This window comes from Microbacterium sp., assembly GCF_032084865.1.
Lineage (GTDB): Bacteria > Actinomycetota > Actinomycetes > Actinomycetales > Microbacteriaceae > Microbacterium.
This window is the reverse complement of the sequence record NZ_DAMDLU010000011.1, coordinates 1-24031: the sequence shown is the minus strand read 5'-3', so window position 1 is coordinate 24031 and position 24031 is coordinate 1. Positions and strand designations below refer to the sequence as shown.

26 protein-coding genes, 1 tRNA gene and 1 other RNA gene are annotated in these 24031 nt (G+C 69.5%); 13 read left to right on the top strand and 15 right to left on the bottom strand.

The annotated features are described in order from the left end of the window. The 5 genes from RT309_RS02485 to RT309_RS02465 all read right to left on the bottom strand — a co-directional run bounded on the left by RT309_RS02485 (nt 1) and on the right by RT309_RS02465 (nt 7097). Nucleotides 1-1803, bottom strand: coding sequence for an acetolactate synthase large subunit (locus RT309_RS02485; RefSeq protein WP_313355022.1), 1803 nt, complete (start codon nt 1801-1803; stop codon nt 1-3). Between the two features lie 33 nt (nt 1804-1836). Further along, complete coding sequence (gene ilvD / locus RT309_RS02480; RefSeq protein ID WP_313355020.1) at nt 1837-3570, bottom strand: dihydroxy-acid dehydratase; 1734 nt, start codon at nt 3568-3570, stop codon at nt 1837-1839. Between the two features lie 9 nt (nt 3571-3579). Further along, nucleotides 3580-4377, bottom strand: coding sequence for a trehalose-phosphatase (otsB, locus tag RT309_RS02475; RefSeq protein WP_313355018.1), 798 nt, complete (start codon nt 4375-4377; stop codon nt 3580-3582). Further along, nucleotides 4374-5801, bottom strand: coding sequence for a trehalose-6-phosphate synthase (locus RT309_RS02470; protein ID WP_313355016.1), 1428 nt, complete (start codon nt 5799-5801; stop codon nt 4374-4376). Before RT309_RS02470 ends, otsB begins: the two co-directional genes overlap by 4 nt. A 72-nt stretch (nt 5802-5873) precedes the next feature. Then, complete coding sequence (locus RT309_RS02465) at nt 5874-7097, bottom strand: MFS transporter (protein WP_313355014.1); 1224 nt, start codon at nt 7095-7097, stop codon at nt 5874-5876. A gap of 134 nt (nt 7098-7231) precedes the next feature. Between RT309_RS02465 and RT309_RS02460 the strand changes: the two genes are divergently transcribed. Further along, the gene (locus RT309_RS02460; protein WP_313355012.1) at nt 7232-7510 is read left to right on the top strand and encodes a hypothetical protein; all 279 of its coding nucleotides are present in this window, start codon (nt 7232-7234) and stop codon (nt 7508-7510) included. A gap of 48 nt (nt 7511-7558) precedes the next feature. On the opposite strand, the gene RT309_RS02455 is transcribed toward RT309_RS02460, so the two are convergent. Genes RT309_RS02455 through RT309_RS02445 form a run of 3 tightly spaced genes read right to left on the bottom strand, consistent with a single transcriptional unit; the run spans nt 7559 to nt 10202 of the window. Continuing rightward, complete coding sequence (locus tag RT309_RS02455) at nt 7559-8752, bottom strand: acetyl-CoA C-acetyltransferase (RefSeq protein ID WP_313355010.1); 1194 nt, start codon at nt 8750-8752, stop codon at nt 7559-7561. Then, entirely contained in the window at nt 8749-9402 is a 654-nt protein-coding gene (locus RT309_RS02450; protein ID WP_313355009.1) for a CoA transferase subunit B, read from the bottom strand. Before RT309_RS02450 ends, RT309_RS02455 begins: the two co-directional genes overlap by 4 nt. 2 nt (nt 9403-9404) lie before the next feature. Continuing rightward, nucleotides 9405-10202, bottom strand: a complete 798-nt coding sequence (locus RT309_RS02445) for a CoA transferase subunit A (RefSeq protein WP_313355008.1) — start codon at nt 10200-10202, stop codon at nt 9405-9407. Between the two features lie 90 nt (nt 10203-10292). Here RT309_RS02445 and RT309_RS02440 point away from each other — a divergent pair, with 90 nt between their 5' ends. The 4 genes from RT309_RS02440 to RT309_RS02425 are packed head-to-tail and all read left to right on the top strand — an operon-like array spanning nt 10293 to nt 13310. Next, complete coding sequence (locus RT309_RS02440) at nt 10293-11087, top strand: IclR family transcriptional regulator (protein WP_313355006.1); 795 nt, start codon at nt 10293-10295, stop codon at nt 11085-11087. A 34-nt stretch (nt 11088-11121) separates the two neighbouring features. Continuing rightward, on the top strand, nt 11122-11568 hold the full coding sequence (locus RT309_RS02435) for a MarR family transcriptional regulator (RefSeq protein ID WP_313355002.1): 447 nt from the start codon (nt 11122-11124) through the stop codon (nt 11566-11568). Beyond that, nucleotides 11565-12791, top strand: a complete 1227-nt coding sequence (locus tag RT309_RS02430; protein ID WP_313355000.1) for an MFS transporter — start codon at nt 11565-11567, stop codon at nt 12789-12791. Before RT309_RS02435 ends, RT309_RS02430 begins: the two co-directional genes overlap by 4 nt. Nucleotides 12792-12827: 36 nt before the next feature. Further along, nucleotides 12828-13310 (top strand): YbaK/EbsC family protein, encoded by a 483-nt coding sequence (locus tag RT309_RS02425; protein ID WP_313354998.1) that lies wholly within the window; start codon nt 12828-12830, stop codon nt 13308-13310. Here RT309_RS02425 and RT309_RS02420 read toward each other — a convergent pair whose 3' ends face one another. Then, nucleotides 13311-13796: a hypothetical protein gene (locus RT309_RS02420; protein WP_313354996.1), complete on the bottom strand. Its 486-nt coding sequence runs from the start codon at nt 13794-13796 to the stop codon at nt 13311-13313. Between the two features lie 99 nt (nt 13797-13895). Here RT309_RS02420 and RT309_RS02415 point away from each other — a divergent pair, with 99 nt between their 5' ends. The 5 genes from RT309_RS02415 (at nt 13896) to RT309_RS02395 (ending at nt 17127) form a co-directional block, all read left to right on the top strand. Next, on the top strand, nt 13896-14984 hold the full coding sequence (locus RT309_RS02415) for a Rossmann fold nucleotide-binding protein (protein WP_313354994.1): 1089 nt from the start codon (nt 13896-13898) through the stop codon (nt 14982-14984). Between the two features lie 93 nt (nt 14985-15077). Continuing rightward, nucleotides 15078-15150 (top strand) — tRNA-Lys (locus RT309_RS02410). Between the two features lie 100 nt (nt 15151-15250). Next, complete coding sequence (locus tag RT309_RS02405) at nt 15251-15619, top strand: hypothetical protein (protein ID WP_313354993.1); 369 nt, start codon at nt 15251-15253, stop codon at nt 15617-15619. A 97-nt stretch (nt 15620-15716) separates the two neighbouring features. Continuing rightward, complete coding sequence (locus RT309_RS02400) at nt 15717-16526, top strand: inositol monophosphatase family protein (RefSeq protein WP_313354991.1); 810 nt, start codon at nt 15717-15719, stop codon at nt 16524-16526. Between the two features lie 31 nt (nt 16527-16557). Continuing rightward, nucleotides 16558-17127 carry a hypothetical protein gene (locus RT309_RS02395; RefSeq protein WP_313354989.1) on the top strand — a complete coding sequence of 190 codons (570 nt, stop codon included), beginning with the start codon at nt 16558-16560 and terminating at the stop codon, nt 17125-17127. A 49-nt stretch (nt 17128-17176) separates the two neighbouring features. Here the strand turns inward: RT309_RS02395 and RT309_RS02390 are convergent, their stop codons facing one another. Continuing rightward, complete coding sequence (locus tag RT309_RS02390) at nt 17177-17374, bottom strand: hypothetical protein (protein ID WP_313354987.1); 198 nt, start codon at nt 17372-17374, stop codon at nt 17177-17179. Between the two features lie 117 nt (nt 17375-17491). Between RT309_RS02390 and RT309_RS02385 the strand changes: the two genes are divergently transcribed. Beyond that, nucleotides 17492-18097, top strand: coding sequence for a TetR/AcrR family transcriptional regulator (locus RT309_RS02385; protein ID WP_313354985.1), 606 nt, complete (start codon nt 17492-17494; stop codon nt 18095-18097). Nucleotides 18098-18146: 49 nt separating this feature from the next. Here RT309_RS02385 and ssrA read toward each other — a convergent pair. Further along, nucleotides 18147-18516, bottom strand: a transfer-messenger RNA (tmRNA) gene (gene ssrA, locus RT309_RS02380). Between the two features lie 145 nt (nt 18517-18661). Between ssrA and RT309_RS02375 the strand changes: the two genes are divergently transcribed. Next, entirely contained in the window at nt 18662-19315 is a 654-nt protein-coding gene (locus RT309_RS02375) for an SIMPL domain-containing protein (RefSeq protein ID WP_313354983.1), read from the top strand. A gap of 44 nt (nt 19316-19359) precedes the next feature. Here RT309_RS02375 and hflX read toward each other — a convergent pair whose 3' ends face one another. After that, a complete protein-coding gene (gene hflX / locus RT309_RS02370) occupies nt 19360-20868 on the bottom strand; it encodes a GTPase HflX (protein ID WP_313354981.1) in 1509 nt (502 codons plus the stop codon). A 70-nt stretch (nt 20869-20938) separates the two neighbouring features. Between hflX and RT309_RS02365 the strand changes: the two genes are divergently transcribed. Further along, on the top strand, nt 20939-21586 hold the full coding sequence (locus RT309_RS02365; protein ID WP_313354979.1) for a methyltransferase: 648 nt from the start codon (nt 20939-20941) through the stop codon (nt 21584-21586). A gap of 10 nt (nt 21587-21596) precedes the next feature. On the opposite strand, the gene dapF is transcribed toward RT309_RS02365, so the two are convergent. Genes dapF through miaA form a run of 3 tightly spaced genes read right to left on the bottom strand, consistent with a single transcriptional unit; the run spans nt 21597 to nt 23938 of the window. Further along, a complete protein-coding gene (gene dapF, locus RT309_RS02360) occupies nt 21597-22469 on the bottom strand; it encodes a diaminopimelate epimerase (RefSeq protein ID WP_313354978.1) in 873 nt (290 codons plus the stop codon). A gap of 9 nt (nt 22470-22478) precedes the next feature. Continuing rightward, entirely contained in the window at nt 22479-23015 is a 537-nt protein-coding gene (locus tag RT309_RS02355; RefSeq protein WP_313354976.1) for a dihydrofolate reductase family protein, read from the bottom strand. 38 nt (nt 23016-23053) lie between these two features. Then, the gene (miaA, locus tag RT309_RS02350) at nt 23054-23938 is read right to left on the bottom strand and encodes a tRNA (adenosine(37)-N6)-dimethylallyltransferase MiaA (RefSeq protein WP_313354974.1); all 885 of its coding nucleotides are present in this window, start codon (nt 23936-23938) and stop codon (nt 23054-23056) included. Nucleotides 23939-24031 lie beyond the last annotated feature (93 nt).

Here is a 24031-nt window from a genome sequence, read left to right as displayed (position 1 = left end):
TCAGATCTCCTCATCGAATGCCGGGGCGTGGTCACGTGCGTACTGGACGTAGCTGTTGCTGACACCCTGCGGGACCATCGGCCACACCATCGCGTCGGCGCTCACGACGAAGTCGATCACGACCGGGCGGTCGTTGGTCTCCAGAGCGGTCTGGATCGCAGCATCCACGTCCTCCTCCTTCTCGACTCGCAAGGCGAGGCAGCCGTACGCCTCGGCGAGCTTGACGAAGTCGGGGATGCGCACCGTGCCGTGCCCGGTGTTCAGGTCGGTGTTCGAGTGGCGCCCGTCGTAGAACAGCGTCTGCCACTGGCGCACCATGCCGAGCGAGGAGTTGTTGATGATCGCGACCTTGATCGGGATGTTGTTGATGACGCAGGTCGCGAGCTCCTGGTTGGTCATCTGGAAGCATCCGTCGCCGTCGATCGCCCACACCACCCGGTCGGGTTCGGCGACCTTGGCGCCCATCGCGGCGGGAACCGAGTAGCCCATGGTCCCCGCGCCGCCGGAGTTGAGCCACGAGTTCGGGCGCTCGTACTTGATGAACTGCGCCGCCCACATCTGATGCTGTCCGACGCCGGAGGCGTAGATCGCCTCGGGCCCGGTGAGCTCGCCGATGCGCTGGATGACGTACTGCGGCGACATCAGGCCGTCGTCCGGCTGGGCGTAGCCGAGCGGGAACTCCGACTTCAGCCCGTCGAGGTACGACCACCACTCCTCGGTGTCCGGCTTCCCGCCGCCGATCGTGCCGCGGAACGCGGTGTCGAGGTCGACGAGCACATCGCGCACATCGCCGACGATCGGCACGTCGGCCGTGCGGATCTTCGAGATCTCGGCCGGGTCGATGTCGACGTGCACGACCTTCGCGTTCGGGGCGAACAGTGCCGCCTTGCCCGTGACGCGGTCGTCGAAACGCGCGCCGAGCGAGACGATGAGGTCGGACTCCTGCAGCGCCAGCACCGCAGGGACGGTGCCGTGCATGCCGGGCATCCCGAGGTGCTGCGGGTGCGAGTCGGGGAAGGCGCCGCGGGCCATCAGCGTGGTGACCACCGGGGCACCGGTGGATTCGGCGAGCGTCAGCAGCTCGGCCGAGGCGTGCGCGCGGATCACGCCGCCGCCGACGTACAGCACGGGCTTCTTCGACTCGGCCAGCAGCATGGCTGCGGCCTGGATCTGCTTGCCGTGCGCCTTGGTCACGGGGCGGTACCCGGGCAGGTCGATCCGCGGCGGCCACACGAACGGCGCGGACTGCTGCTGTGCGTCCTTCGTGATGTCGACGAGCACCGGGCCGGGGCGGCCGGTCGAGGCGACCTCGAACGCGGCGGCGATGGCACCGGGGATGTCCTCCGCCCGCTTGACGAGGAAGGAGTGCTTGGTCACCGGCATGGTGATGCCGACGATGTCGGCCTCCTGGAAGGCGTCGGTCCCCATCAGGGTCGAGAACACCTGACCGGTGATCGCGACCATCGGCACCGAGTCCATGTAGGCGTCGGCGATCGCCGTGACGAGGTTCGTCGCGCCGGGGCCGGAGGTGGCGATGCAGACGCCGACCTTGCCGGTCGCGGCGGCGTAGCCCTCGGCGGCGTGGCCTGCGCCCTGCTCGTGGCGCACGAGCACGTGGCGCAGCCCCGAGGCGTCCATGAGCGGGTCGTAGACCGGCATGATCGCCCCACCGGGAATGCCGAACACGTCGGTGACGCCGAGGTTCTCGAGCGAGCGGACGACGGCCTCGGCGCCGGAGATCTCCGACGTGGTGGACGGGCGGGCGGGCGGCCGCGGAACGGCCGGCGCGGATTCAGGAGTCATTTGGCATCCTTGGTGATCTGTGTCGTCTGGAGGTCAGCCAGTCACCGCGCCCTGTGCGGCAGAGCGCACGAGACGGGAGTACTTGGCGAGGACGCCACGGGTATAGCGCGGGGGAAGAGGCTCCCAGCCTTCCCGGCGGGAGCTCAGCTCAGTCTCCTCGACGAGTAGCTCGAGGGAGCGAGCCGCGATATCGACCCGTATCAGATCACCATCGCGCACGAAGGCGATGGGACCAGCGTCCACCGCTTCGGGTGCTATGTGGCCGATGCACAGTCCGGTTGTGCCGCCTGAGAATCGTCCGTCCGTCAAGAGTAGTACATCTTTTCCGAGCCCCGCGCCCTTGATGGCCGCGGTGATGGCGAGCATCTCGCGCATGCCAGGGCCGCCCTTGGGGCCCTCGTAGCGGATCACGATCACGTCGCCCGCATTGATCTCGCCGGCCGCCAGCGCGTCCATCGCGCCACGCTCGCGCTCGAACACGCGCGCGGGGCCCTCGAAGACGTCGGCGTCGAAGCCGGCAGACTTGACCACGGCGCCCTCCGGTGCGAGCGAGCCGTGCAGGATCGTGATGCCGCCGGATGCATGGATCGGGTTGTCGAAGGTGTGGATGACGTCGCCGTCGACGGGGTCCGGGTTCAGGTCGCGCAGGTTCTCGGCGACGGTCTTGCCGGTCACCGTGAGCGCGTCGCCGTGGATCAGGCCCTCGTCGAGCATCGCTTTCATGATCACGGGGATGCCGCCGTGCCGATCGACGTCGTTCATCACGTACTGGCCGAACGGCTTCATGTCGGCGACGTGCGGGGTACGGCTGCCGATCCGGTTGAAGTCGTGCAGCGACAGCTCGATACCCGCCTCGTTGGCGATGGCGAGCAGGTGCAGCACGACGTTCGTCGATCCGCCCAGGGCCATGGCCAGTGCGATGGCGTTCTCGAACGACTCCTTGGTGAGGATGTCCTTCGTCGTGATGCCCTGACGCAGCAGGTTCACGACGGCCTCGCCCGAGCGGTGCGCGAAGTAGTCTCGTCGGCGGTCGGCCGCGGGCGGTGCGGCAGAGCCCGGCAGGCTCAGGCCGAGCGCCTCGGCGACGGATGCCATGGTGTTGGCGGTGTACATGCCACCGCACGCGCCCTCGCCGGGCGCGAACGCGCATTCGATGCGCTTGAGGTCCTCTTCCGACATCCGGCCCGCACGACAGGCGCCGACGCCCTCGAACGAGTCGATGATCGTGATGTCCTTCTCGGTGCCGTCCGAGAGCTTCACCCAGCCCGGGGCAATGGATCCGGCGTACAGGAACACGCTCGACAGGCCGAGGCGCGCGCTGGCCATCAGCATGCCGGGGATCGACTTGTCGCAGCCGGCGAGCAGCACGGTGCCGTCGAGACGCTCGGCCATGATCACCGTCTCGACCGAGTCGGCGATGACCTCGCGCGAGACGAGCGAGAAGTGCATGCCCTCGTGTCCCATCGAGATGCCGTCAGAGACCGAGATGGTGCCGAACTGCAGCGGGTACCCGCCGCCGGAGTGCACGCCCTCCTTGGCCCCCTGCGCCAGGCGGTCGAGGCTCAGGTTGCACGGCGTGATCTCGTTCCAGCTCGACGCGATGCCGACCTGCGGCTTGTCCCAGTCGGCGTCGCCCATGCCCACGGCGCGGAGCATGCCGCGGGACGTGGTCGCCTCGATGCCGTCGGTGACGACGCGGCTGCGGGGCTTGATGTCGATGTCTGGCTGGGCGCCCGACAAACCGGGCTGAGAATCGCGGGTGGACATGACGGAAGTCTATTCCGGTCGGGCTGCCCGTTCCGACGCGATGACTTCCAGAAGTTCGGCGATCTGCTGTGGGGATCCCACACGCAGTGTGGCGGCGGTCTCCCCCGGTCCGACGCGCACCCCGAGATCGTCGGCGGTGAGCACGCGCAGGGCGTCCTCGTCGGTGACGTCGTCGCCGGCGAACAGGATGCCGGTAGCACCCGTGTGCGCGCGCAGCACGGCGATCGCCGTGTCCTTGCCCTCGTCACGCGAGGAGTACTCGAGGATGCGGTCGCCGGTGCGGCGGCGCCAGTGCCTCGCTCGACGTGCGAACACCTCGTCGACCGCGGTGAAGGCTCTCCGCTCCACCTCGGGCCTCGCGGGGCGTCCGTGGATCCCGATCCCGAACGTCTTGCTCTCGAGCTCGACGCCCGGGTAGCCGCTCAGCAGCGGGGCGAGCTCGTCGAGCAGCGCGTCGCGCAGCATCCTGTCGGCGTCGCCTGACTCGACATCCGCCTCGCCGTCGCCCGGATACCAGTACTGTGCCCCGTGGGACGCGGCCAGCACGATCGGCGAGTCGTCGTCGTGCTCGGCGATCTCGCGCAGGTGCACGAGGCTGCGGCCCGAGATGAAGGCGACCGTCGTGCGCGGCAGCGCGGCGATGTCCGTGAGCGCCTTCTTCACCGCCGGTATCGCTCGCGCCGACATCGGGTCGGGGACGAGCTCGGATGCTGTGCCGTCGAAGTCGAGGGCGACCAGCAGCGTCTCGGTGCGGGCGATCGCCGACACCGAGGGGTCGGTGAGGCCTGGCTGCCATTCGCGGGTCATCCGTGGGCTCCTTCGTGTCGACGGTGGCGGTTGCGCCCGGCCTGCTCGAGCGCGCGGAGGAACGACTGCGACCACGCCTTCACGTCGTTCTCGAGCACGCGCTTGCGCAGTGCGCGCATCCGCCTGCCCTGATCGGCTCCGGGCATCTCGATCGCCGCGACGATGGCGTCCTTGAGGCCCTCGATGTCGTGCGGATTGATCCGCAGCGCCTTCCGCAGCTCGTCCGATGCTCCGGCGAACTCGCTGAGCACGAGCACGCCGCGGTTGTCGGCACGGGTGGCCACGTACTCCTTGGCGACGAGGTTCATGCCGTCGCGCAGAGCGGTCACGAGCATCACGTCTGCGGCGAGGTACATGGCGACCATCTCCTCGCGCGGGAACCCCTGGTGCAGGTAGCGGATGGCCGTGTGCCCGAGCGTGTCGTGGTCGCCGTTGATGCGCCCGATCGCCAGCTCCACCTCGTCGCGCAGATGCATGTAGGCGTTGACCCGCTCGCGACTCGGGCTGGCGACCTGGATGAAGGCGACGTCCTCGACCGAGATGCGTCCCTGATCGAGCAGCTCGCCGTATGCCTTGATGCGGTGCCGGATGCCCTTCGTGTAGTCGAGTCGGTCGACCCCGAGCAGGATGTGCTTCGGGTTGCCCAGACCCTCGCGGATCTCGAGCGCTCGCGCGCGGATGTCGGGCCGCTGGGCCAGCTCGCGGTACGGCGTGGTGTCGATCGAGATCGGGAAGGCCTTGACCACCGGCATCCGCCCGTCGGGAAGGGTGATGGTGGATGCCTTCGTCTCGTGGCCCAGGCGGCGCTTGGCCGCCGCGAGGAAGTTCGCCGCGTCCTGCGCCCGCTGGAACCCGATCACGTCGGCGCCCAGCAGCCCGCGCAGCACCTGATCGCGCCAGGGAAGCTGGGCGTAGAGTCCGTGCGAGGGGAACGGGATGTGATGGAAGTACCCGATGGTGACGTCGGGGCGCAGTCCCCGCACCATCTCCGGCACGAGCTGCAGCTGGTAGTCGTGCACCCAGACGGTGCCGCCCTCTGCGACCGCCGCGGCTGCGGCCTCGGCGAAGCGCAGATTGACGGCGACGTACGCCTCCCACCATTCGCGGTGGTACTGCGGCGGCGCGATGACGTCGTGGTAGAGCGGCCAGATCGTGTCGTTCGAGAAGCCTTCGTAGTAGTCCTGGATCTCCTGCTCACTCAGGGTCACCGGAAGCAGCCGGATGCCGTCGGCCTCGAACGGCTCGATCGCGAGATCGGCCTGGCCCGCCCAGCCGACCCAGGCGCCGTCGACGCTGCGCATCATGGGCTCGAGAGCCGCCACCAGTCCGCCGGGAGACGTGCGCCAGATCTCCTCGCCCTCGGGGGTGATGATCCGATCGACCGGAAGGCGATTGGCGACGACCACGAACTCTGCGGCGACCATGAGACTCCTCTGCTCGGAGAGTCCAGGCTATCGATGACCGCAGCGAGGGTTACGGGGGTTGACGCGGCTGCCTCAGCGCTGCACGGGGCTGATCAGACGATTGACGATGCCGGCGATCAGCACGATCGCCGCGGCGACCAGTGGCAGGACGAGCGCGAGCTGCGTGCCGGCGCTCTCAGCGATCGCCCCGGTTGCGGCGGCCGCAGCCGCCTGGCCGACGACGACGCCCGAGCCGAGCATGGTCATCACCGTCGCCGAGCGGCCGAGCGGGCTTCGCGCGGCGCCGAGGCTGTACTGCGTGACGATGGTCGGCCCGACCCCGACACCCATCAGTGCGAGCGCGAGGAACATCGCGCTCACCGATCCCGCGACCGCGAAGAGCACGGAGCCCGCCACGAGGATCGTCGCGAACACGATCCAGCGGGCGTGCAGCGTGAACCGCGGCGGCAGCCACACGACGCCCAGCGCGAGCACGGCCGAGCCGACGCCCATCACGCCGTACAGCAGGCCCGCCTGCTCGGCCGCGCCCCGGTCTGCCATGAACGAGGTCAGCGCGGTGAGAGAGGTGCCGAAGAACAGGCCGATCCCGAAGATGCCGACCACGACCACGAGCAGAGCGGGGCGGAACAGCTCGCGCACGGCCGACGGCGCACGGCCGTCGGAGCCGCGCTCGACCGAGACGTGGCGCCCGGTGGGGTGCAGCGCGAAGGCGCCGACGAAGAGCAGCGTCAGCGCCGATGCGATCGCGATGGGCGCCCACGGGGCGATGAACGAGGCGAGGATGCCGACGAGGAAGGGACCGAACACGAACACGGTCTCGTCGGCGGCCGACTCGTACGACATGGTCGCCGAGGTCGTGCGGGCACGGTGCGTCTCGGGCATCCGCTCGGCGATGATCGTGACCAGCCGGGAACGCGACATGGGCGAGACCTGCGGGGCGGTCGCGCCGATGGTGAAGGCGGACGCCAGCACGATGGCGTCGGCCACCGGGGCGTAGGCGATCAAGGCGAAGACGGCGAGCATCGCGGCGTTCAGCACCCCGCACAGCAGCAGCACGGGTCGCTGGCCCCATCGGTCGGCCGCGGCTCCGAGGAACGGGCCGACCAGTGCCGTGCCCAATCCGACGGCGGCGGAGGTCAGCCCGCCGAGGCTCAGCGAGCCGCGGACGGTGACGACCATGGTCAGCACACCGACGACCATCATGGCGAACGGCAGTCGCGCGATGAACGCGATCACGAAGTACGGGATGCCGGTCAGCCGCAGAAGGCTCGGCGAGGAGGCGGTGATCTGTGTCATGTGGCTCTCACACGTCAGAGGACGCGGGTCGGGTGCCGCCGTTTTCCGCCGGGATGCCGGCGGCCGGTAGATACACAGCAGGATCTGCTGTCAACCCTACCCGAGCATCCGGAGCCCTCGGATAGCGTGGGGACATGCGCTATCTCCTTCGCACCGGACTCTTCAGCGCCATCTCCACGGGGTGGACCCTGCTGCGCGGCTCGCGCGGTCAGAAGTTCACGTGGCGGGCGATCCTCGCCTGGGTGAGCTGGGCGATCACCCTCTCACTCGCGATCGGCGCGGTCAAGGACATGCGCCGTCTCGACAAGGGGCTGCCCGTCTCGGACGATTCGCCGTTCGCACCGAAGCCCGACAAGAAAGAGCTGCGAGAGAAGCGTCGCGACGAGGTCAAGCGCATCTCGAAGCAGCGCTGATCCCTCCTCCGAGGAGGGATCAGCGGAGCGTGCAGGTTCCCCGGACGCTCAGCGCGTGAGGATCAGCGCCTCGCCCTGACCGCCACCGCCGCACAGCGCGGCGACGGCGGTGCCGGATCCTCGCTTGGCGAGTTCGTGCGCGAGATGCACGACGAGTCGCGTGCCGCTCGCCCCGATCGGATGCCCGATGGCGATGCCGCCGCCGTGCACGTTGACGATCTCACTCGACAGCCCCAGCTCCTGCTGGGAACGGGCGACGACCGCGCCGAACGCCTCGTTGATCTCGACGATGTCGAGCTGGTCTGCGCTGATGCCCTGCTTCTCGAGCGCCCGCTCGATCGCGCGGGCCGGCTGCGCCTGCAGCGAGTTGTCGGGCCCCGCGGTCTGCCCGTTCGCACCGATCACGGCGAGAACCGGCCACCCCAGGGCGTCGGCGTTCTCGCGGGTGGTCACGATGACGGCCGCGGCGCCGTCTGAGATCTGCGATGCGTTCCCGGCGGTGATGGTGCCGCCCTCCGCGAAGGCGGGGCGGAGCCCTGCGAGCGACTCGACGGTGGTGTCGGGTCGGACGCCCTCGTCCTTGGTCAATGTGACCGGATCCTGCGCCTGCCGGGCGCCCTTGCGCTGCGGCGCCGGCACCTCGACGATCTCTGCGTCGAACACGCCGTCCGCCTGCGCGGCCGCGGCACGCCGGTGCGACAGCGCGGCGACCGTGTCCTGGATCTCGCGGGTCATCTCGAACCGCGGGTTGTGGCGTTCGGTCGATGCGCCCATGCTCTCGCGGTCGTACGCGTCGGTCAGGCCGTCGTGGGCCATGTGGTCGAGCACCTCGACGCTGCCGTAGGTCCATCCGTCCCGTGAGCCCATCAGCAGGTGCGGCGCGCGCGTCATCGACTCCATGCCGCCCGCGACCACGGTGGTGGCGTCTCCGGTGCGGATCATGCGCGCGGCGTCGATGATCGCAGTGAGGCCCGAGAGGCAGACCTTGTTGACCGAGCTGGCCGGCACGTCCCAGCCGATGCCCGCGCCGATGGCGGCCTGACGGGCGGCGTTCTGTCCCGAGCCGGCGGCGAGCACCTGGCCCATGATGACCGCGTCCACGGCATCCGGAGCGATCGCGGCCTGCTCGAGCGCGCCGCGGATGGCCAGGGCGCCCAGCTGCGGTGCGGTGAACGACGCCAGCTGTCCCTTCAGTCGCCCCTGCGGGGTGCGGGCGGCGGCGACGATGACGATGTCGCTCATGAGTTCTCCTTCAAGGTCTCTGCGATGCTCAGCTCGGGTTCGGTGGCGTCGATGACGTCCTGCACGCTCACGCCCGGCGCCGTCTCGACGAGCACGAGCCCGTCGTCGGTGACTTCGATGACGGCGAGGTCGGTGATGATCCGGTCGACCACTCCCCTGCCGGTCAGCGGCAGCGAGCAGTCGTTCACGATCTTCGCCGAGCCGTCCTTCGCGACGTGCTCCATGAGGACGATGACGCGACGGGCGCCGTGGACGAGGTCCATCGCGCCGCCGGGTCCCTTGACCATCTTGCCTGGGATCATCCAGTTGGCCAGGTCGCCTGCGGCCGAGACCTGCATGGCACCGAGGATGGCGGCGTCGATCTTGCCGCCGCGGATCATGCCGAAGCTCGTGGCCGAGTCGAAGAACGCCGCCCCCGGCAGCAGCGTGACGGTCTCTTTGCCGGCGTTGATCAGGTCGGGATCGACGTTCTCCTCTCTCGGATACGGGCCGACCCCGAGGATGCCGTTCTCGGACTGCAGCACGACGGTCATGCCATCCGGCACATGGTTGGGAACCAGGGTGGGCAGACCGATGCCGAGGTTGACGTACTCGCCGTCGGCGAGCTCCTGCGCGGCGCGGGCCGCCATCTGGTCACGCGTGAGTGCCATGATCACTTCTTCCCTCGCTGGGTCACTGAGCCTGTCGAAGGGCGCACGGTCCGACGCTCGATGCGCTTCTCGATTCCGCTGCCCACCTCGACCACGCGGTGCACGTACACGCCGGGCAGATGGATGCCGTCGGGGTCGAGCTCTCCGGGTTCGACGAGCTCCTCGACCTGCGCAATGCAGATGCGTCCTGCCATCGCCGCGAGCGGATTGAAGTTGCGTGCGGCCTTGTTGAAGACGAGATTGCCGTGCCGGTCGCCCTTCAGCGCGTGCACGAGGGCGAAGTCGGTGGTGATCGCCTCCTCGAGCACGAAGTCCCACTGCTCGCCGTGCACGTCGAAACCGCGCACATCCTTGGCCGGCGAGGCCACGGCGATCGATCCGTCGGCGTTGTACCGGCGTGGCAGGCCGCCCTCCGCGACCTGCGTGCCGACGCCGGTCTGGGTGAAGAAGGCGGCGATTCCCGAACCGCCGGCGCGCAGCTTCTCGGCGAGGGTTCCCTGCGGGGTGAGCTCGAGCTCGAGGTCGCCTTCGAGGAACTGCCGCTCGAACTCCTTGTTCTCACCGACGTATGAGGAGGTCATCTTCCGGATCCGCCGCGAGGCGAGCAGGATGCCCAGACCCCAGTCGTCGACGCCGCAGTTGTTGCTGACGACGCTGAGCTCGCCGGTGCCCTGCGCGTGCAGCGCCTCGATGAGCTTCATGGGATTGCCCGAGAGGCCGAAGCCGCCGACGGCCAGCGAGGCGCCGTCCGGGATGTCGGCGACGGCCTCCGCCGCGGATGCGAACTGTTTGTCGATCAAGACCACTCCTTCGTGTGCGGTGCTCCCGCCCGGGTCGGCGGGCAAGGCACCGCTTGCGATGTGGTCGCAGAGCGGGCTAGCGTCCACATTGTGGAACCACCTGTCGCATCACGTCGCACCGTGCCCGGCGCCCAGGCCGTCGCGCGGGCGGCGGCGCTGCTGCGTCTGGTGTCGGCATCCGCCGATGGCGCCGGCCTGCAGTCGCTGGCCCGGGATGCCGGGCTCAGCCGCTCGACGGCGCATCGCCTGCTCACAGCGCTGCGCGTCGAAGGGCTCGTCGACCAGGACGAGGCCACGGCCCGCTGGATGCCCGGACCCGAGCTGTATCTGATGGGAACCGTGGCCGCCGCGCGGTACGACATCACCGAGCTGTCTCGCGACATCGTCCGCTCGCTGGCCGTCAAGACGGAGGAGAGCGCGTTCCTCTCCACACGTCGCGCCGACGAGACGGTGTGCCTCGTCCGGGAGGAGGGCTCATTCCCCATCCGCTCGTTCGTGCTCAGCGAGGGAGTGCGCTTCCCCCTCGGCGTCGCGAGCGCCGGGCTGGCGATCCTCGCCTTCCTACCCGACCACGATGTGGATGCTTACTTTCAGCGGCACCCCGAGCTGGAGCACAGCTGGGGCTCCGCCCACGCCGACACGCCGCTGCGGCGGCGCCTGCGCGAGACGAGAGCGCGCGGCTACGCGGTGAACCCCGGCCTGATCGTCGAGGGATCGTGGGGCATGGCCGCGGCCGTGTTCGACCGCGAGGGCAGGCCGGACTGGGCACTCAGCATCACCGGTGTGGAGTTCCGCTTCGGCCCCGATCGGCTGCCGCAGCTGGGACGCACTCTGCTCTCGCATGCGCACCAGCTCTCGTCGAGGGTCGCGAGCAGCCGGCACTGAGCCAATAGATACCGAATGATATATACTGTTCGGTATGCATAAAGCCGAAGCGATCACCGCGATCGTGCTCGCCGCGCACGCGCTGGCGCGCATCGCGGCCCACGACGCCGGGAATGACGCGCCATCCGCGCAGTGGCGCACCCTCAGCATCCTCGAGCAGCAGGGCGGACTGCGCCTCGGCGCCCTGGCATCCGCCACCCGCACGACGCAGCCGGGCATGACACGGCTGATCGGCGCGCTCGAGCACGCCGGATTCGTCGAGCGCACGGCCGACCCCGACGACTCGCGTGCCATCGTCGTCACGGCGACGGAGGCGGGCATCCGCGCCCTTGACGACTGGCGCACCGAGCTGGGCGCCACTCTCGCCCCGCGCTTCGACCGTCTCGGCGATGACGACTGGCGAGCGATCGAGCGCACCGCCGCCATCCTCGGCGAGCGCGCGCAGAGCACACCCGACCACACGACAGGAGCACAAGAATGAGCGGAGCACCGCAGGGATCGATCTGGCGGCAGCCGGCACAGGTCTGGGCGGTCGCGTTCGCCTGTGTCGTCGCGTTCATGGGCATCGGCCTGGTCGACCCGATCCTCCCCGCGATCGCCGAGTCGCTCGAGGCATCCCCGGTCGAGACCGAACTGCTCTTCACCAGCTACCTTCTGGTCACCGGCCTGGCCATGCTCGTCACGAGCTGGATCTCCAGCCGAATCGGCGCGAAGGCGACTCTGCTCGTCGGCCTCGGCCTCATCGTGGCATTCGCCCTGCTGTGCGCCGTGAGCGGCAGCGTCGACTGGGTGATCGGGTTTCGCGCCGGCTGGGGCCTGGGCAACGCGCTCTTCATCTCCACCGCGCTGGCGACCATCGTCGGTGCGGCCGCCGGAGGCAGCGGCGCCGCCATCGTGCTCTACGAGGCGGCACTCGGGCTGGGCATCGCGGTCGGCCCGCTGCTCGGCGGGCTGCTGGGCGAGCTCAGCTGGCGCGGCCCGTTCTTCGGCGTCGTGGCGCTGATGGCGATCGGATTCATTGCGGTGCTCACGCTCGTGCGCACCGACGGCGGACACCGCCAGCCGATGCCGTTCTCGGCACCGTTCCGCGCGCTTCGACGCCCCGCTCTCGCCGTGCTCGCCGTCGCCGCCCTGTTCTACAACATCGGCTTCTTCGTGCTGCTGGCGTTCTCGCCGTTCCCGCTCGGCTTCGGAGCCCTGGGCATCGGCCTGACCTTCTTCGGCTGGGGTGTGGCTCTCGCGGTGACCAGCGTCTGGGTGGCTCCCGCCGTCATGCGCCGCACCTCGCGTGCATCGATCATGCTCGTCACCTTGCCACTGCTGGCCGTCGACCTCATCGCGGCCGGCCTCGTCGTCGCGAGCCCTGCCGCGCTCGTGGTCTTCATCGTCCTGGGCGGTCTGCTGCTGGGCGTGATGAACACGGTCCTGACCGAGGCCGTGATGGAGGCCACCGATCTGCCCCGGTCGGTCGCATCGTCGGCGTACTCGGCCGTGCGCTTCCTCGGCGGCGCGATGGCGCCGCCCACGGCCGCAGCCCTCGCCCACGCGTACGGCGACACGGTGCCCTACCTGTTCGCTGCGGGCGCCGTGCTGCTCGCCGCCCTGACGGTGCTGTTCGGGCGCCGCACGCTGGCCCTCATCGACGTCTCCGCCGCAGGCACGGCTGACGAGGCTGCGGCTATCCTCATCGGAGACGCCGCGTGAGCGGCATCCGCTCTTCCCACCGCTGAGGAGACCGCCGTGACCAGACCCGACACCCTTCCGCCCCGCAGCCGTCTGGTTCGCGAACGGCTCGCCGAGGCGGGGATCGACGCCCGGATCGTCGTGCTGCCCGAGTCGGCGCACACCGCCGCTCTGGCGGCGCAGGCGATCGGATGCCCGGTGGGGGCGATCGCGAACAGTCTCGTGCTCGTCGCCGACGGCGAACCGATCCTGGTGATGACGAGCGGCGCGCACCGCGTCGACTTCAGCGTGCTCGCCGAGCAGATCGGTGCGCAGACGGTGGCCATGGCGCCGCCGACGGTCGTGCGCTCGTCGACGGGCCAGGTGATCGGCGGGGTGGCGCCGGTCGGGCATCCTGCTCCCCTGCCCACGTTCATCGACGAGTCCCTGAGCGTGTTCGATGAGGTGTGGACGGCCGGCGGCACGCCCCAGACGGTCATGCCGCTCGGGTTCGCGCAGCTGATCGAGGTGACCGGCGGCAGGCTGGTGCGGGTGCGGTGATCACTCGACCATCAGGTCGTCGATCTCGAGATCCTCGTCGAGCAGGCAGTAGATGATCAGGTCGGGGTATTCCTCCGGGGCGATGAAGAGCAGGGTGATCCCTCCGTCACCGAACACGACCACCCCGTCGAGAGCGATGTCGTCCTTCAGTGCCTGCAGCGCCTCGACCATGCCCACGTCGTCGTCTTCGTCCTCGTAGGCGGCTTCGGTCAGCTCTTCGACGACCTCGAGCTCGCGCGCCTCGAGGATCTCCTCCGTGAGGCGTGCCAGGGCGTGCTTCACGGTCTCCTGCATCGTGTCGAGGTCGGGCAGGTCCTCACGCTCAACGGGCTCCTCGTCCTCGTCGTCGTCCTCGTCTTCGTCGTCGTCGAAGTCGAACTCCTCGTCGAATTCGTACTCGACCGTGACGCGTCGACCTCCGGGCAGTTCCACGGTCGCGGTGAGCGCGCCGTCCTCATCGGTGTCGATGTCATCGAGATCGATCATGAGAGCCACCTCCTGTCCGCCATGTTCTCACCGGTGCGCCCGAGACGGAAGAGCCGGACGGGATGCCGTGCGCCCGGGGTGCTGCTCTAGGGTCGTCGCATGAGAAGAACGCGCGGACGGGTCGTCGACGTCGACACGCTCGAGGACTTCGATCGCCGTCTCGCCGCAGGCGTCCACTCGCTCTCGGGCTGGCGCCTCCGCGCACTCGACCTCACCGCACGCAGCGACGCTCTGCGGTCGGTCGATGTCGCCGGGTCGCTGTTCCTGGGCTGCCGCCTCACCCTCGCCGACGAGTCGTCGGTGCGGGCACGGGGCGCGGTGGTGTTCCCCGAGCTTCCCGGCATCCCGATCGACACCTACCGCACCGCCCTCTACACGCCGGCCGATCTCTACGGAGACGACGACTACGCCGACAGCCTCGACGCGCGCACCTACGCCTGGTCGAAGCGCGAGACGTCGCAGGATGCCGCACTCGCGAAGTCGCTGCACGATCACACCATCGATGTCGCTCTCTCGAACTGGGTGGCGGGCAGGCGGCTCGTCGGCGTGATGGGCGGACACGCGGTGGTGCGCGGCAGCCGGGAGTACGCCGACGGAGTCGAACTCGGGCAGCACCTGTCGCAGAGGCTGACGGTCGCGACCGGCGGCGGACCGGGTGCGATGGAGGCCGTCAACCTGGGTGGCTACCTCGCGAACCGAGGAGCGGATGCCCGGGAGCAGGCGCTGTCGACGCTCGCCGCGGTGCCGGGGTTCTCGCCGAGCATCGCCGCCTGGGCCGACGCGGCATCCGCCGTGCGATGCGAGTTCCCCGACGGGGGCGACTCGCTCGGCATCCCCACCTGGCACTATGGGCACGAGCCGCCGAACCTGTTCGCGAGCGCGGTCGCCAAGTACTTCCGCAACGCGCAGCGCGAGGCGATCCTGCTGGAGGTGTGCCAGGCCGGGATCGTGTTCCTGCCGGGCTCGGGCGGAACCGTGCAGGAGGTCTTCCAGGACGCGTGCGAGAACTTCTACGCGGACGAATCGTCGGTCGCCCCGATGATCCTCGTGGGGCGCGCGTACTGGACCGAGCAGTACCCCGTCTGGCCGCTGCTCACGGCGCTGGCCGCAGGCCGGCCGATGGAGCACCACGTGCACCTCGTCGACACCGTGCAGGAGGCCGCGATGCTGGCATCCGGGGGCGTGTGACACTGCAACCCGCCCGGCGGAGCGGTGCGATTTTGCGCGGCCCCGGCCCGCTGGTAATGTAATTCCTCGGCCGGGGAAATCTTCCCGGGCCACGCACCTCTAGCTCAATCGGCAGAGCAACTGACTCTTAATCAGTGGGTTCAGGGTTCAAGTCCCTGGGGGTGCACGGACAAGCCCCGGTAGATCTCGCCATCTACCGGGGCTTCTCTGCTTTCGCTCCTCGCTGCGCGACGCGCGACGCGCGACGCGCGACGTAGAGTTCCGGCATGGAGATCACGCCCGACGTCGTCGTCACCCTGCGCCCCGACGAGGTGTTCGTCTTCGGCAGCAATGCAGCCGGTCGGCACGGCGGGGGCGCCGCGCGCATCGCCCACGAGAGGTTCGGCGCGGTGTGGGGTGAGGGACACGGACACCACGGGCAGTCGTACGCGATCGACACGATGAGCGGCCTCGACGTGCTCGCGCGTGAGGCTCGCGCATTCGTCGACTTCGCCACGGAGCATCCCGGCCTGCGGTTCCTGCTGACGCCGGTGGGCTGCGGCATCGCCGGGTACACGCCCGAGCAGATCGCTCCCCTGTTCGCGGGTCTGCCCGGCAACGTCGCCGTCCCCTCCTCCTTCGTCCCGCACCTCTGAGGCCCGGCCCGACGGATCGGGATGAACGGACCGTTTCGTGTCTGGACCGATATGCTGCGGGCCGGTTCCGCGGAGGGTCGCGGCTTATCCTGGATAGGTGACCGACACCCGCGACGACGCCGACCTCGCTGCCGATCTCGCCCTCGCTCTCCGTCTGGCGGACGCGGCGGACGCCCAGTCGCTGCCCCGGTTCGACGCCGCCGATCTGCAGGTCTCGCGCAAGGCCGATCGCTCGCACGTCACCGACGCCGACCTGGCCACCGAGCGCGCGATCCGCGAGCTGCTCGCAGCCGAGCGCCCCGCCGATGGCATCTTCGGCGAGGAGTACGGCGCCGAGGGCGACACCCACCGTCAGTGGATCATCGACCCGATCGACGGCACGGCGAACTTCCTGCGCGGGGTGCCGCTGTGGGGCACGATGATCGCTCTCGCGATCGACGGCGTGCCGCGCGTCGGCGTGGTCAGCATGCCTGCCCTGGCACGCCGCTGGTGGTCAGCCGACGATCTCGGCGCGTGGACGAACGCCGCTGACGGCGCCCGCCGCCTGTCGGTGTCCGACGTGGACTCCCTCGACGACGCGAGCATCAGCTTCCAGAGCATCGGGCAGTGGTCGGACGCCGGGAAGCTTGCCGAACTCCACGCCGTCGCCGACCGGGTGTGGCGCGACCGCGCCTACGGCGACGTGTACAGCTACATGCTTCTCGCCGAAGGCCGCATCGACATGGTCGCCGAGTTCGACGTCAAGGAGTACGACATCGCCGCGGCCGTGGCGATCGTTCGAGAAGCCGGCGGCCGCATGACCGCCTTCGACGGAGCCGAGACCCTGTCGGCGCTGTCCACGCTCGCCACGAACGGCGTCCTGCACGACCCCTTCCTGTCCCTGTTCCGCGACGCGCACCTCCCCTGAGCGCACCGCTCCCCCTCCCCGGAATCCCTCTATGAGCCCCCGCATCCTCCTCACGTTCAGCGCGCTCGCAGCCGTTCTGCTGCTGGCATCGTGCGCCGCCCCCGACCCCACGCCCTCACCGTCATCGAGTTCGTCGATGAGTGCCGAGCCGACCACCACCGCGACCACGGCACCGGCCGACGTCGAGGCGCCGACGCCGGGCGCCGAGCCCACCTGCAAGACGATCATCACCCCCGGCACGGTCGACGCCCTGACCTCCCAGGGATGGACGTCGAAACAGCAGGAGCTGCGCATCGGCGAGACGCTGGTGCCTGACGGTCTGCTGTGCATGTGGGCAGACTTCAGCACGGCATCCGACCACGGCCAGATGTACGGGTGGGGCACGCTCGACGCCCGCACCTCCGACGTCGCCCAGGCGAACCTGAAGCGCGACGGCTGGCTGCGCTCAACCGAGGGCGACCTGGTGTACTTCACCGAGGATCCCGCCTACGCCATCGCAACCGACGAGGACGGCTTCGGCATGACCTACGAGTTCGGCGACGGCTGGGTGAAGTTCGCGGACACGAAACAGGGCCTGCTGCTCATCGAGTGGAAGGGATGAGCGAACAGGCCCGGTTGTGAAGGCGCCGCCCGGTGGGCGGCGCCTTTCGTCACTTCTGGCGGTGGCCCCAGCTGTCGGAGCGGCGAGTCGCGCTTCCGCGCTGCCGCATCACGTACGCCATGGCGAGGCTGACCATGATGATGCCGGCGCTGAACGCCACACCCTGCCATGCCGGCATCTCCCACGCGGCGCCGAGAAGCCACATACCACCCAGGAACAGCACGAGGAACACGATGAAGTCGACCATGTCGAAGCCTTTCCGATCGTCGGATTACCCTCTCAGCTTACCGGTCTGATGGGGCGCCCCGCGGATGCCCCGGTCGGGGTCGCGCGGCTAGAGTTGTCGCATGCCGAGGACCCGCCCGTGACCGCGACGACCCGCGGTCGGTCGCGCCGCGGGCGCCCGGGACACGACCGCACCGACGTCATCCGCGTCGGCGTTCAGCTGTTCAACGAGCAGGGCTACGATGCGACGTCCGTGTCGGATCTGACCGCGCGGCTCGGCGTCACGAAGTCGGCGCTGTACCACCACGTCGACTCGAAGGAGCAGATCCTCGAGATCGCCCTCGACGACGCGCTGGGCGGTCTGGAGGATGCCCTGGATGCCGCCCTCGAGCATCCCACCGCCGGTGAACGGCTCACCGCCATCGTCGACGGCGCCGTGCGGGTGCTGACCGGGCGGCAGCCGCAGGTGACGCTGCTGCTGCGCCTGCGCGGCAACAGCGACATCGAGCTCGCCGCGCTCGAGCGCCGTCGCCGTTTCGATCACACGGTCACCGGCCTCGTGCAGCAGGCGCAGGCCGAAGGACTGGTGAGAGCGGACCTGGATGCCGGTGTCGCCACTCGCCTGATCTTCGGAATGATCAATTCGGTCGTCGAGTGGTACCGACCGGACGGCCACGTCGACCCGGAGCTGCTGGGCGCGGAGATCCGCGCGGTCGCGCTCGACGGGCTGCGCCCTCGGGCGTGACGCGCCAGGGCGTCACGCCCCGGGACTGGCCTTCCACAGTGACAGCGGCTGGTGGAGCTGGGGGGAATCGAACCCCCGTCCGACGCTGCTCATCCACGTCTTCTCCGGGCGCAGTCTGTGGAGGCGTTCTGCTCGGCTCCGACCTTTGTCACAGACACCTAAGTCGACGAGCCCAGTCTGGGAAGAGTCCCACATGACGTCCAGACGCCGTCACGCAGCTAGATCCCTAGATGACGCCAGGGTCCGTATCGGGATCACATACGGTCTGACGGACTATCGGGCTCGCTTAGGCAGCGAGGGCGAAGTCGTTGCGCTTGGTTTCGGCAACTATGGTTTTGCAGGGAGCGTTCACGAGATAACCCTGCATCCTCGGCCCGCTTCTCGTCGATACACAGGCGCCGTCGAAACCGATCAGCCCCGTGGACCTTCTCGCGAAGGAGCCGCTGTCACACTGTGGAATTACCAGCGGGAGCAAGTGCTCCCGAGCATCACAGACTACAACGGATCCACCCCGGATGCTATTCCGCGGCGAGGCTGTCGCCGGTGTGCCGTACAGTCGCTCGCATGAGCGAAGTCATCATCACCGTCCGCGGCGAGCACGAAATGCGCGTCGCACCCGAGCGGGCCACCATCCGGCTCACCGTGGCCCTCGACGGTCCCGACCGCGAGGAGGTCGTGCGCCGGACGCTGGCGCTCGCAGAGCCGGTGCGCGAAGGCATCACCGCGCGGGAGCAGGCGGGCAGCGTGACCGCGTGGACGAGCCGGCGGCTGAGCGTGTACGCCGAGCGACCCTGGAACGCCGACGGCCGAAGGCTTGCGCCCGTCTACCGTGCGAGCGTCGACTTCACCGCCACCTTCGCCGACATCTCGGAGCTGTCGCTCTGGGCGACCGAGCTCTCCGGCGAAGACGGCGTCGCGCTCGGCGACGTCGACTGGCATCTGACCCCGGAGACGGAACGCGATGTGGAGCGCGAGGTCGCGACCCAGGCGGTCGGCGTCGCCGTGTCACGCGCTCAGGCGTACGCCGAGGCGCTCGGACTGCGCACCGTGACCCCGCTGGAGATCGCCGATCGTGGACTGATCTCCGCCGAGGCTCCCGGCTTCGCGCCTGTCGCGATGCGCGCTGCCGGCGCATTCGACGCGTCTCCCGCGATGGAGTTCCAGGGCGAGGAGATCACCGTCTCGGCGACCGTGGAGGGCCGCTTCTCGGCATCCTGATCCGGCATCGGGCGCGGGCGGATCCGCCGCCCGCGCCCGGCGCATCAGCCGATCGCGAAGGGCGCGAGCTCGGCGGCCAGACGCTCGGAGACGTGCGCGTGCACAGCCGTGCCGTTCTCCTCATGCTCGGACGAGACCAGCACACCGCTCTCGTGCACAGCCGAGATGAGGTCCCCCCTGTCGTACGGCACGAGAGCGCGGACCTCGATGGCGGGCATCGGAAGCCGGCGCTCGATCTCGGCGCGCAGCTCGGCGATGCCCTCCCCCGTACGTGACGACACGAAGTGGGCGTCTGGTGCGAGACCGCGCAGCACGAGCCGCTCGTCCTCATCGATGAGGTCGACCTTGTTGAAGACGACCATCTCGGGGATGTCCCGGCCTCCGACGTCGCCGATCACGTCGCGCACCGTCTGCAGCTGCGCGGACGGGTCGGGATGCGAGCCGTCTACGACGTGCACGAGCAGGTCGGCCTGGCCGACCTCCTCCAGCGTCGAACGGAACGCCTCGACCAGCTGGTGCGGCAGATTGCGCACGAAGCCGACGGTGTCGGCGAGCGTGTACACGCGTCCGTCGGCCGACTCCGCGCGGCGCACCGTGGCGTCCAGGGTCGCGAACAGGGCGTTCTCGACGAGCACTCCGGCGCTGGTCAGCGCGTTCAGCAGGCTCGACTTGCCCGCGTTGGTGTATCCCGCGATCGCGACCGACGGGATGGTGTTGCGCTTGCGCTCGGCGCGCTTCGCGTCGCGCGCGGGCGCGAAGTCACGGATCTGCTTGCGCAGCTGCGCCATGCGGGTGCGGATGCGGCGGCGGTCGAGCTCGATCTTCGTCTCACCCGGTCCGCGCGAGCCCATGCCCGCGCCGCCGGCGCCGACCTGGCCACCGGCCTGGCGGCTCATCGACTCACCCCATCCACGTAGGCGCGGCAGCAGGTACTCGAGCTGCGCGAGCTCGACCTGCGCCTTGCCTTCGCGGCTCTTCGCATGCTGGCTGAAGATGTCGAGGATGACGGTGGTCCGGTCGATGACCTTCACCTTCACGACGTCCTCCAGCGCACGTCGCTGGCTGGAGGCGAGCTCCGCGTCGGCGATGACGGTGTCGGCGCCGACCGCGGCGACGATGTCCTTCAGCTCCTGCGCCTTGCCGCGGCCGAGGTAGGTCGCGGGGTCGGGGTGCGGCCTGCGCTGCAGCAGACCGTCGAGCACCACGGCACCGGCGGTCTCGGCGAGGGCGGCGAGCTCGCGCAGCGAGTTCTCGGCATCCTCCTGAGCGCCCTGCGGGTACACCCCGACCAGTACGACGTTCTCGAGCCGCAGCTGACGGTACTCGACCTCGGTGACGTCCTGGAGCTCGGTGGAGAGCCCTGCCACGCGGCGCAGCGCGTGCCGGTCCTCGAGTTCCCACTGCTCCCCGTCCGCGTGGGAGTGACCGGCGGATGCCGCGTCCTGCAGCGCCTGGGCGGCACCGAACACGCGTGGCTGCGTGCGCGGCTCTGCGTTCGCGAGCACGCGGTCCAGTGCGTCCTGTGTGATGTTGTCGTCGTTGGTGTTCGTCATCCGGTGGTGAACTCTGTCCTCTCTGAGAAGCGCCTTAACCTTAGCCCGCGGTGTCCGGTACGCTCACTGCATGCCGTCGTCCGATCATTACTTCAGTGCGGCCCCGGCCAGTGCCGAGAACCTCCGAACCATCACCGTTCCGCTCGCGGGACGCGATCGGGAGGTGACCACCGCGGGCGGCGTGTTCAGCCCCGAACGTCTCGACACGGGCACCGCGGTGCTGTTCGCCAACATGGCTCCTCTGCCGCCGAGCGGCAACTTCCTCGACCTCGGATGCGGGTGGGGCCCGATCAGTCTCACGATGGCCCTTTCGACGCCGCACGCCGTGATCTGGGCGGTGGATGTGAACGAGCGCGCACTGGATCTCACCAGGCGCAACGCCGAAGCCCTCGGCCTCACCAATGTGAACGCCGTGAAGCCCGAGGATGTTCCCGACGACGTGGTCTTCACCACGATCCGCTCGAATCCGCCGATCCGGGTGGGCAAGAGCGAGCTGCACAGCATGCTCGAGCGCTGGATCCCCCGCCTCGACGAGCGCAGCGACGCCTGGCTGGTGGTGCAGCGCAACCTCGGGTCCGATTCGCTGCAGCGGTGGATGGCCACGGTGTTCACACCCGGCTTCAGCGTGACCCGTGCGGCCACCGGCAAGGGGTACCGGATCCTCAAGGTGCGCCGGCACAGCACACCGCCGACAGCCCCGATCGTGCTGCCCGAATGAGCGATCGGCCTCAGACGAGGTCGATCTCGCCACGGTAGACGAGCTGCGCGGGTCCGGACAGCGCGACGTGCTCGCCGTCCTCCGCGGGGAACATCCGCACCCCCAGCACACCGCCGGGCACGTCGACGCGCCACTGGTGCGGTGCCCTGGCGCCGGCCCAGTGCCGCACGGCGAGAGCGGTGGCAGCGACGCCCGTGCCGCAGCTGAGGGTCTCGCCGACACCGCGCTCGTGCACGCGCATCCGCACATGCCCGACGCCGTCGCGCACCAGCGGCTCGCCGGGCACGACGAATTCGACGTTGGCTCCGTCGACGGGGGCCGGGTCGAGCACGGGGGTGGGATTGAGGTCGAGTTCCGCCAGTTCGTCGTCGGATGCCAGGGCGACCACCACGTGCGGGTTGCCGACGTCGATACCGAGCCCTGGTCGCGGCACCGAGAGACCGGCCGCGCGGGCGAGCGGCTCCCCGCCGGCGAGCTTCCACAGCCCGAGATCGACCTGGTAGCCGTTCTCGGAGCGCATCACATCGCGCACGCCCGCCCTCGTGCCGATCGGCAGCGTCGAGCCGCTGTCGATCGTGGCGAGGCCGGCGCGCAGCAGGTAGTGCGCGAAGACGCGGATGCCGTTGCCGCACATCTCGGCTGTCGACCCGTCGGCATTGCGGTAGTCCATGAACCACTCGGCGTCGGGCTCTTCGGCGAGAGCCGCGGCGCCTTCAGGGATGGCCGCCGATCGCACGACGCGCAGCATGCCGTCAGCGCCGACGCCGAAGTTGCGGTCGCAGAGCGCCTGCACCTGGGTCGCTGACAGATCCAGCTCGCCGTCGACGTCCTCGATGATCACGAAATCGTTGCCGGTGCCGTGTCCCTTGGTGAATGCGACCATACGAACAGTCTAGAGAGCGCCGGAACCCGTGACCCGGTACCGGCCGCACAGGAAGCTGCGGTTGCGCGCCACGTCGATCAGCTCGAGGTCGATCCGGCGCGGCAGCAGCGGAGCGCCGGCGCCGAGGGTCACCGGCGCGTACTGCACCCAGACCTCGTCGAGCAGACCCGCATCGGCGAACTGTCCGGCGAGGTCTCCCCCGCCGACGATCCACAGATCCTTCCCGTCGGCCGCCGCCGTCATCTCGGCATGCACCTGGCGCACGTCCCTCTGCGTGAAGCGCACGTCACCCTGCGCCGGGGACGGGATGTCGCGGTGGGTGAAGACCCAGGTCGGCTGCGCGTAGTCCCAGCGGCCCTGTTCGTGCCGCATGACCCATTCGAAGGTCGACGCGCCCATCGCGAGGGCGCCGATCCCGGCGATGAAACCCGGATACGCCATCGGACCGCCCTCATCGATGTCTTGGCGGAGCAGCCAGTCCAGCGAGTGCTCGGTGGTCGCGATGAACCCATCGAGAGAGGAGGCCGTGTAGTAGTGCGTGGTCATGCGCCCATCGTGCCCCCGGCCGCCGACAACCGCCAGGCTCAGTGGATCAGCGATTCGACGTCGACCGGGTGCTCGGCCCACTCGATGTCGGGATAGCGTTTGAACCACGACACCTGCCGCCGCGCGTAGCGGCGGGGGAGTGCCTGCGTCTCGGCGATCGCCTCGTCCTGAGTCGTGTCGCCGCGCAGCTGCGCAAGGGCCTGGGCGTACCCGATCGCTCGTGACGCGGTGACGCCCCGCTCGATGCCGTCGGCACGCAGGCGATCGACCTCGTCGAGCATCCCGCCCTGCCACATCCGTTCCACTCGGCGATCGAGCCGTTCGACGAGCAGCTCTCGCGACGTGTGAAGTCCGATGATCCGGGTCGCCGGATGCCACAGCTCCGGCTTCTCGGGCAGCGCGGCCCCATGCGTGGCGCCACCCTGCTCGATCACCTCGAGCGCACGGACGACGCGCCGGCCGTTCTTCGGATCGATGCGCGCCGCTGTCGCGGGGTCGCGTTCCTGCAGCCGTTCGAACAGCGCTCCGGCACCGTTCTCGGCGAGCTCGGCCTCGAGGCGCGCCCGACGTGCGGCATCCCTCGGCGGGAACCGGAAGTCGAAGATCACGCTCGAGACGTACAGTCCGGATCCGCCGACGAGGATCGCATCTCCCCCTCGGGCGTGGATGGCGGCGATCGCCTCACGGGCGAGCGGCTGGTACCAGGCGACGGCCGCCTCATCGGTGACCTCGCGGACGTCGAACAGGTGGTGCGGGATGCCGCGCCGCTCGTCGATGCGGAGCTTGGCGGTGCCGATGTCCATGCCCCGGTACAGCTGCATGGCGTCGGCGTTGACGACCTCCGCGTCGTTGCCACGCGCGCGCAGGTGCTCGGCGAGATCGAGAGCGAGCTCGCTCTTGCCGGTTCCCGTGGCGCCGACCACCGCCCAGAGCCGCGGCGCATCGGGCCGCGCCGCATCGGTCCGCGCCGCGCCGGGGATCAAGATCCGACAGGGCGCAGCGTGGGCAGACCCAGG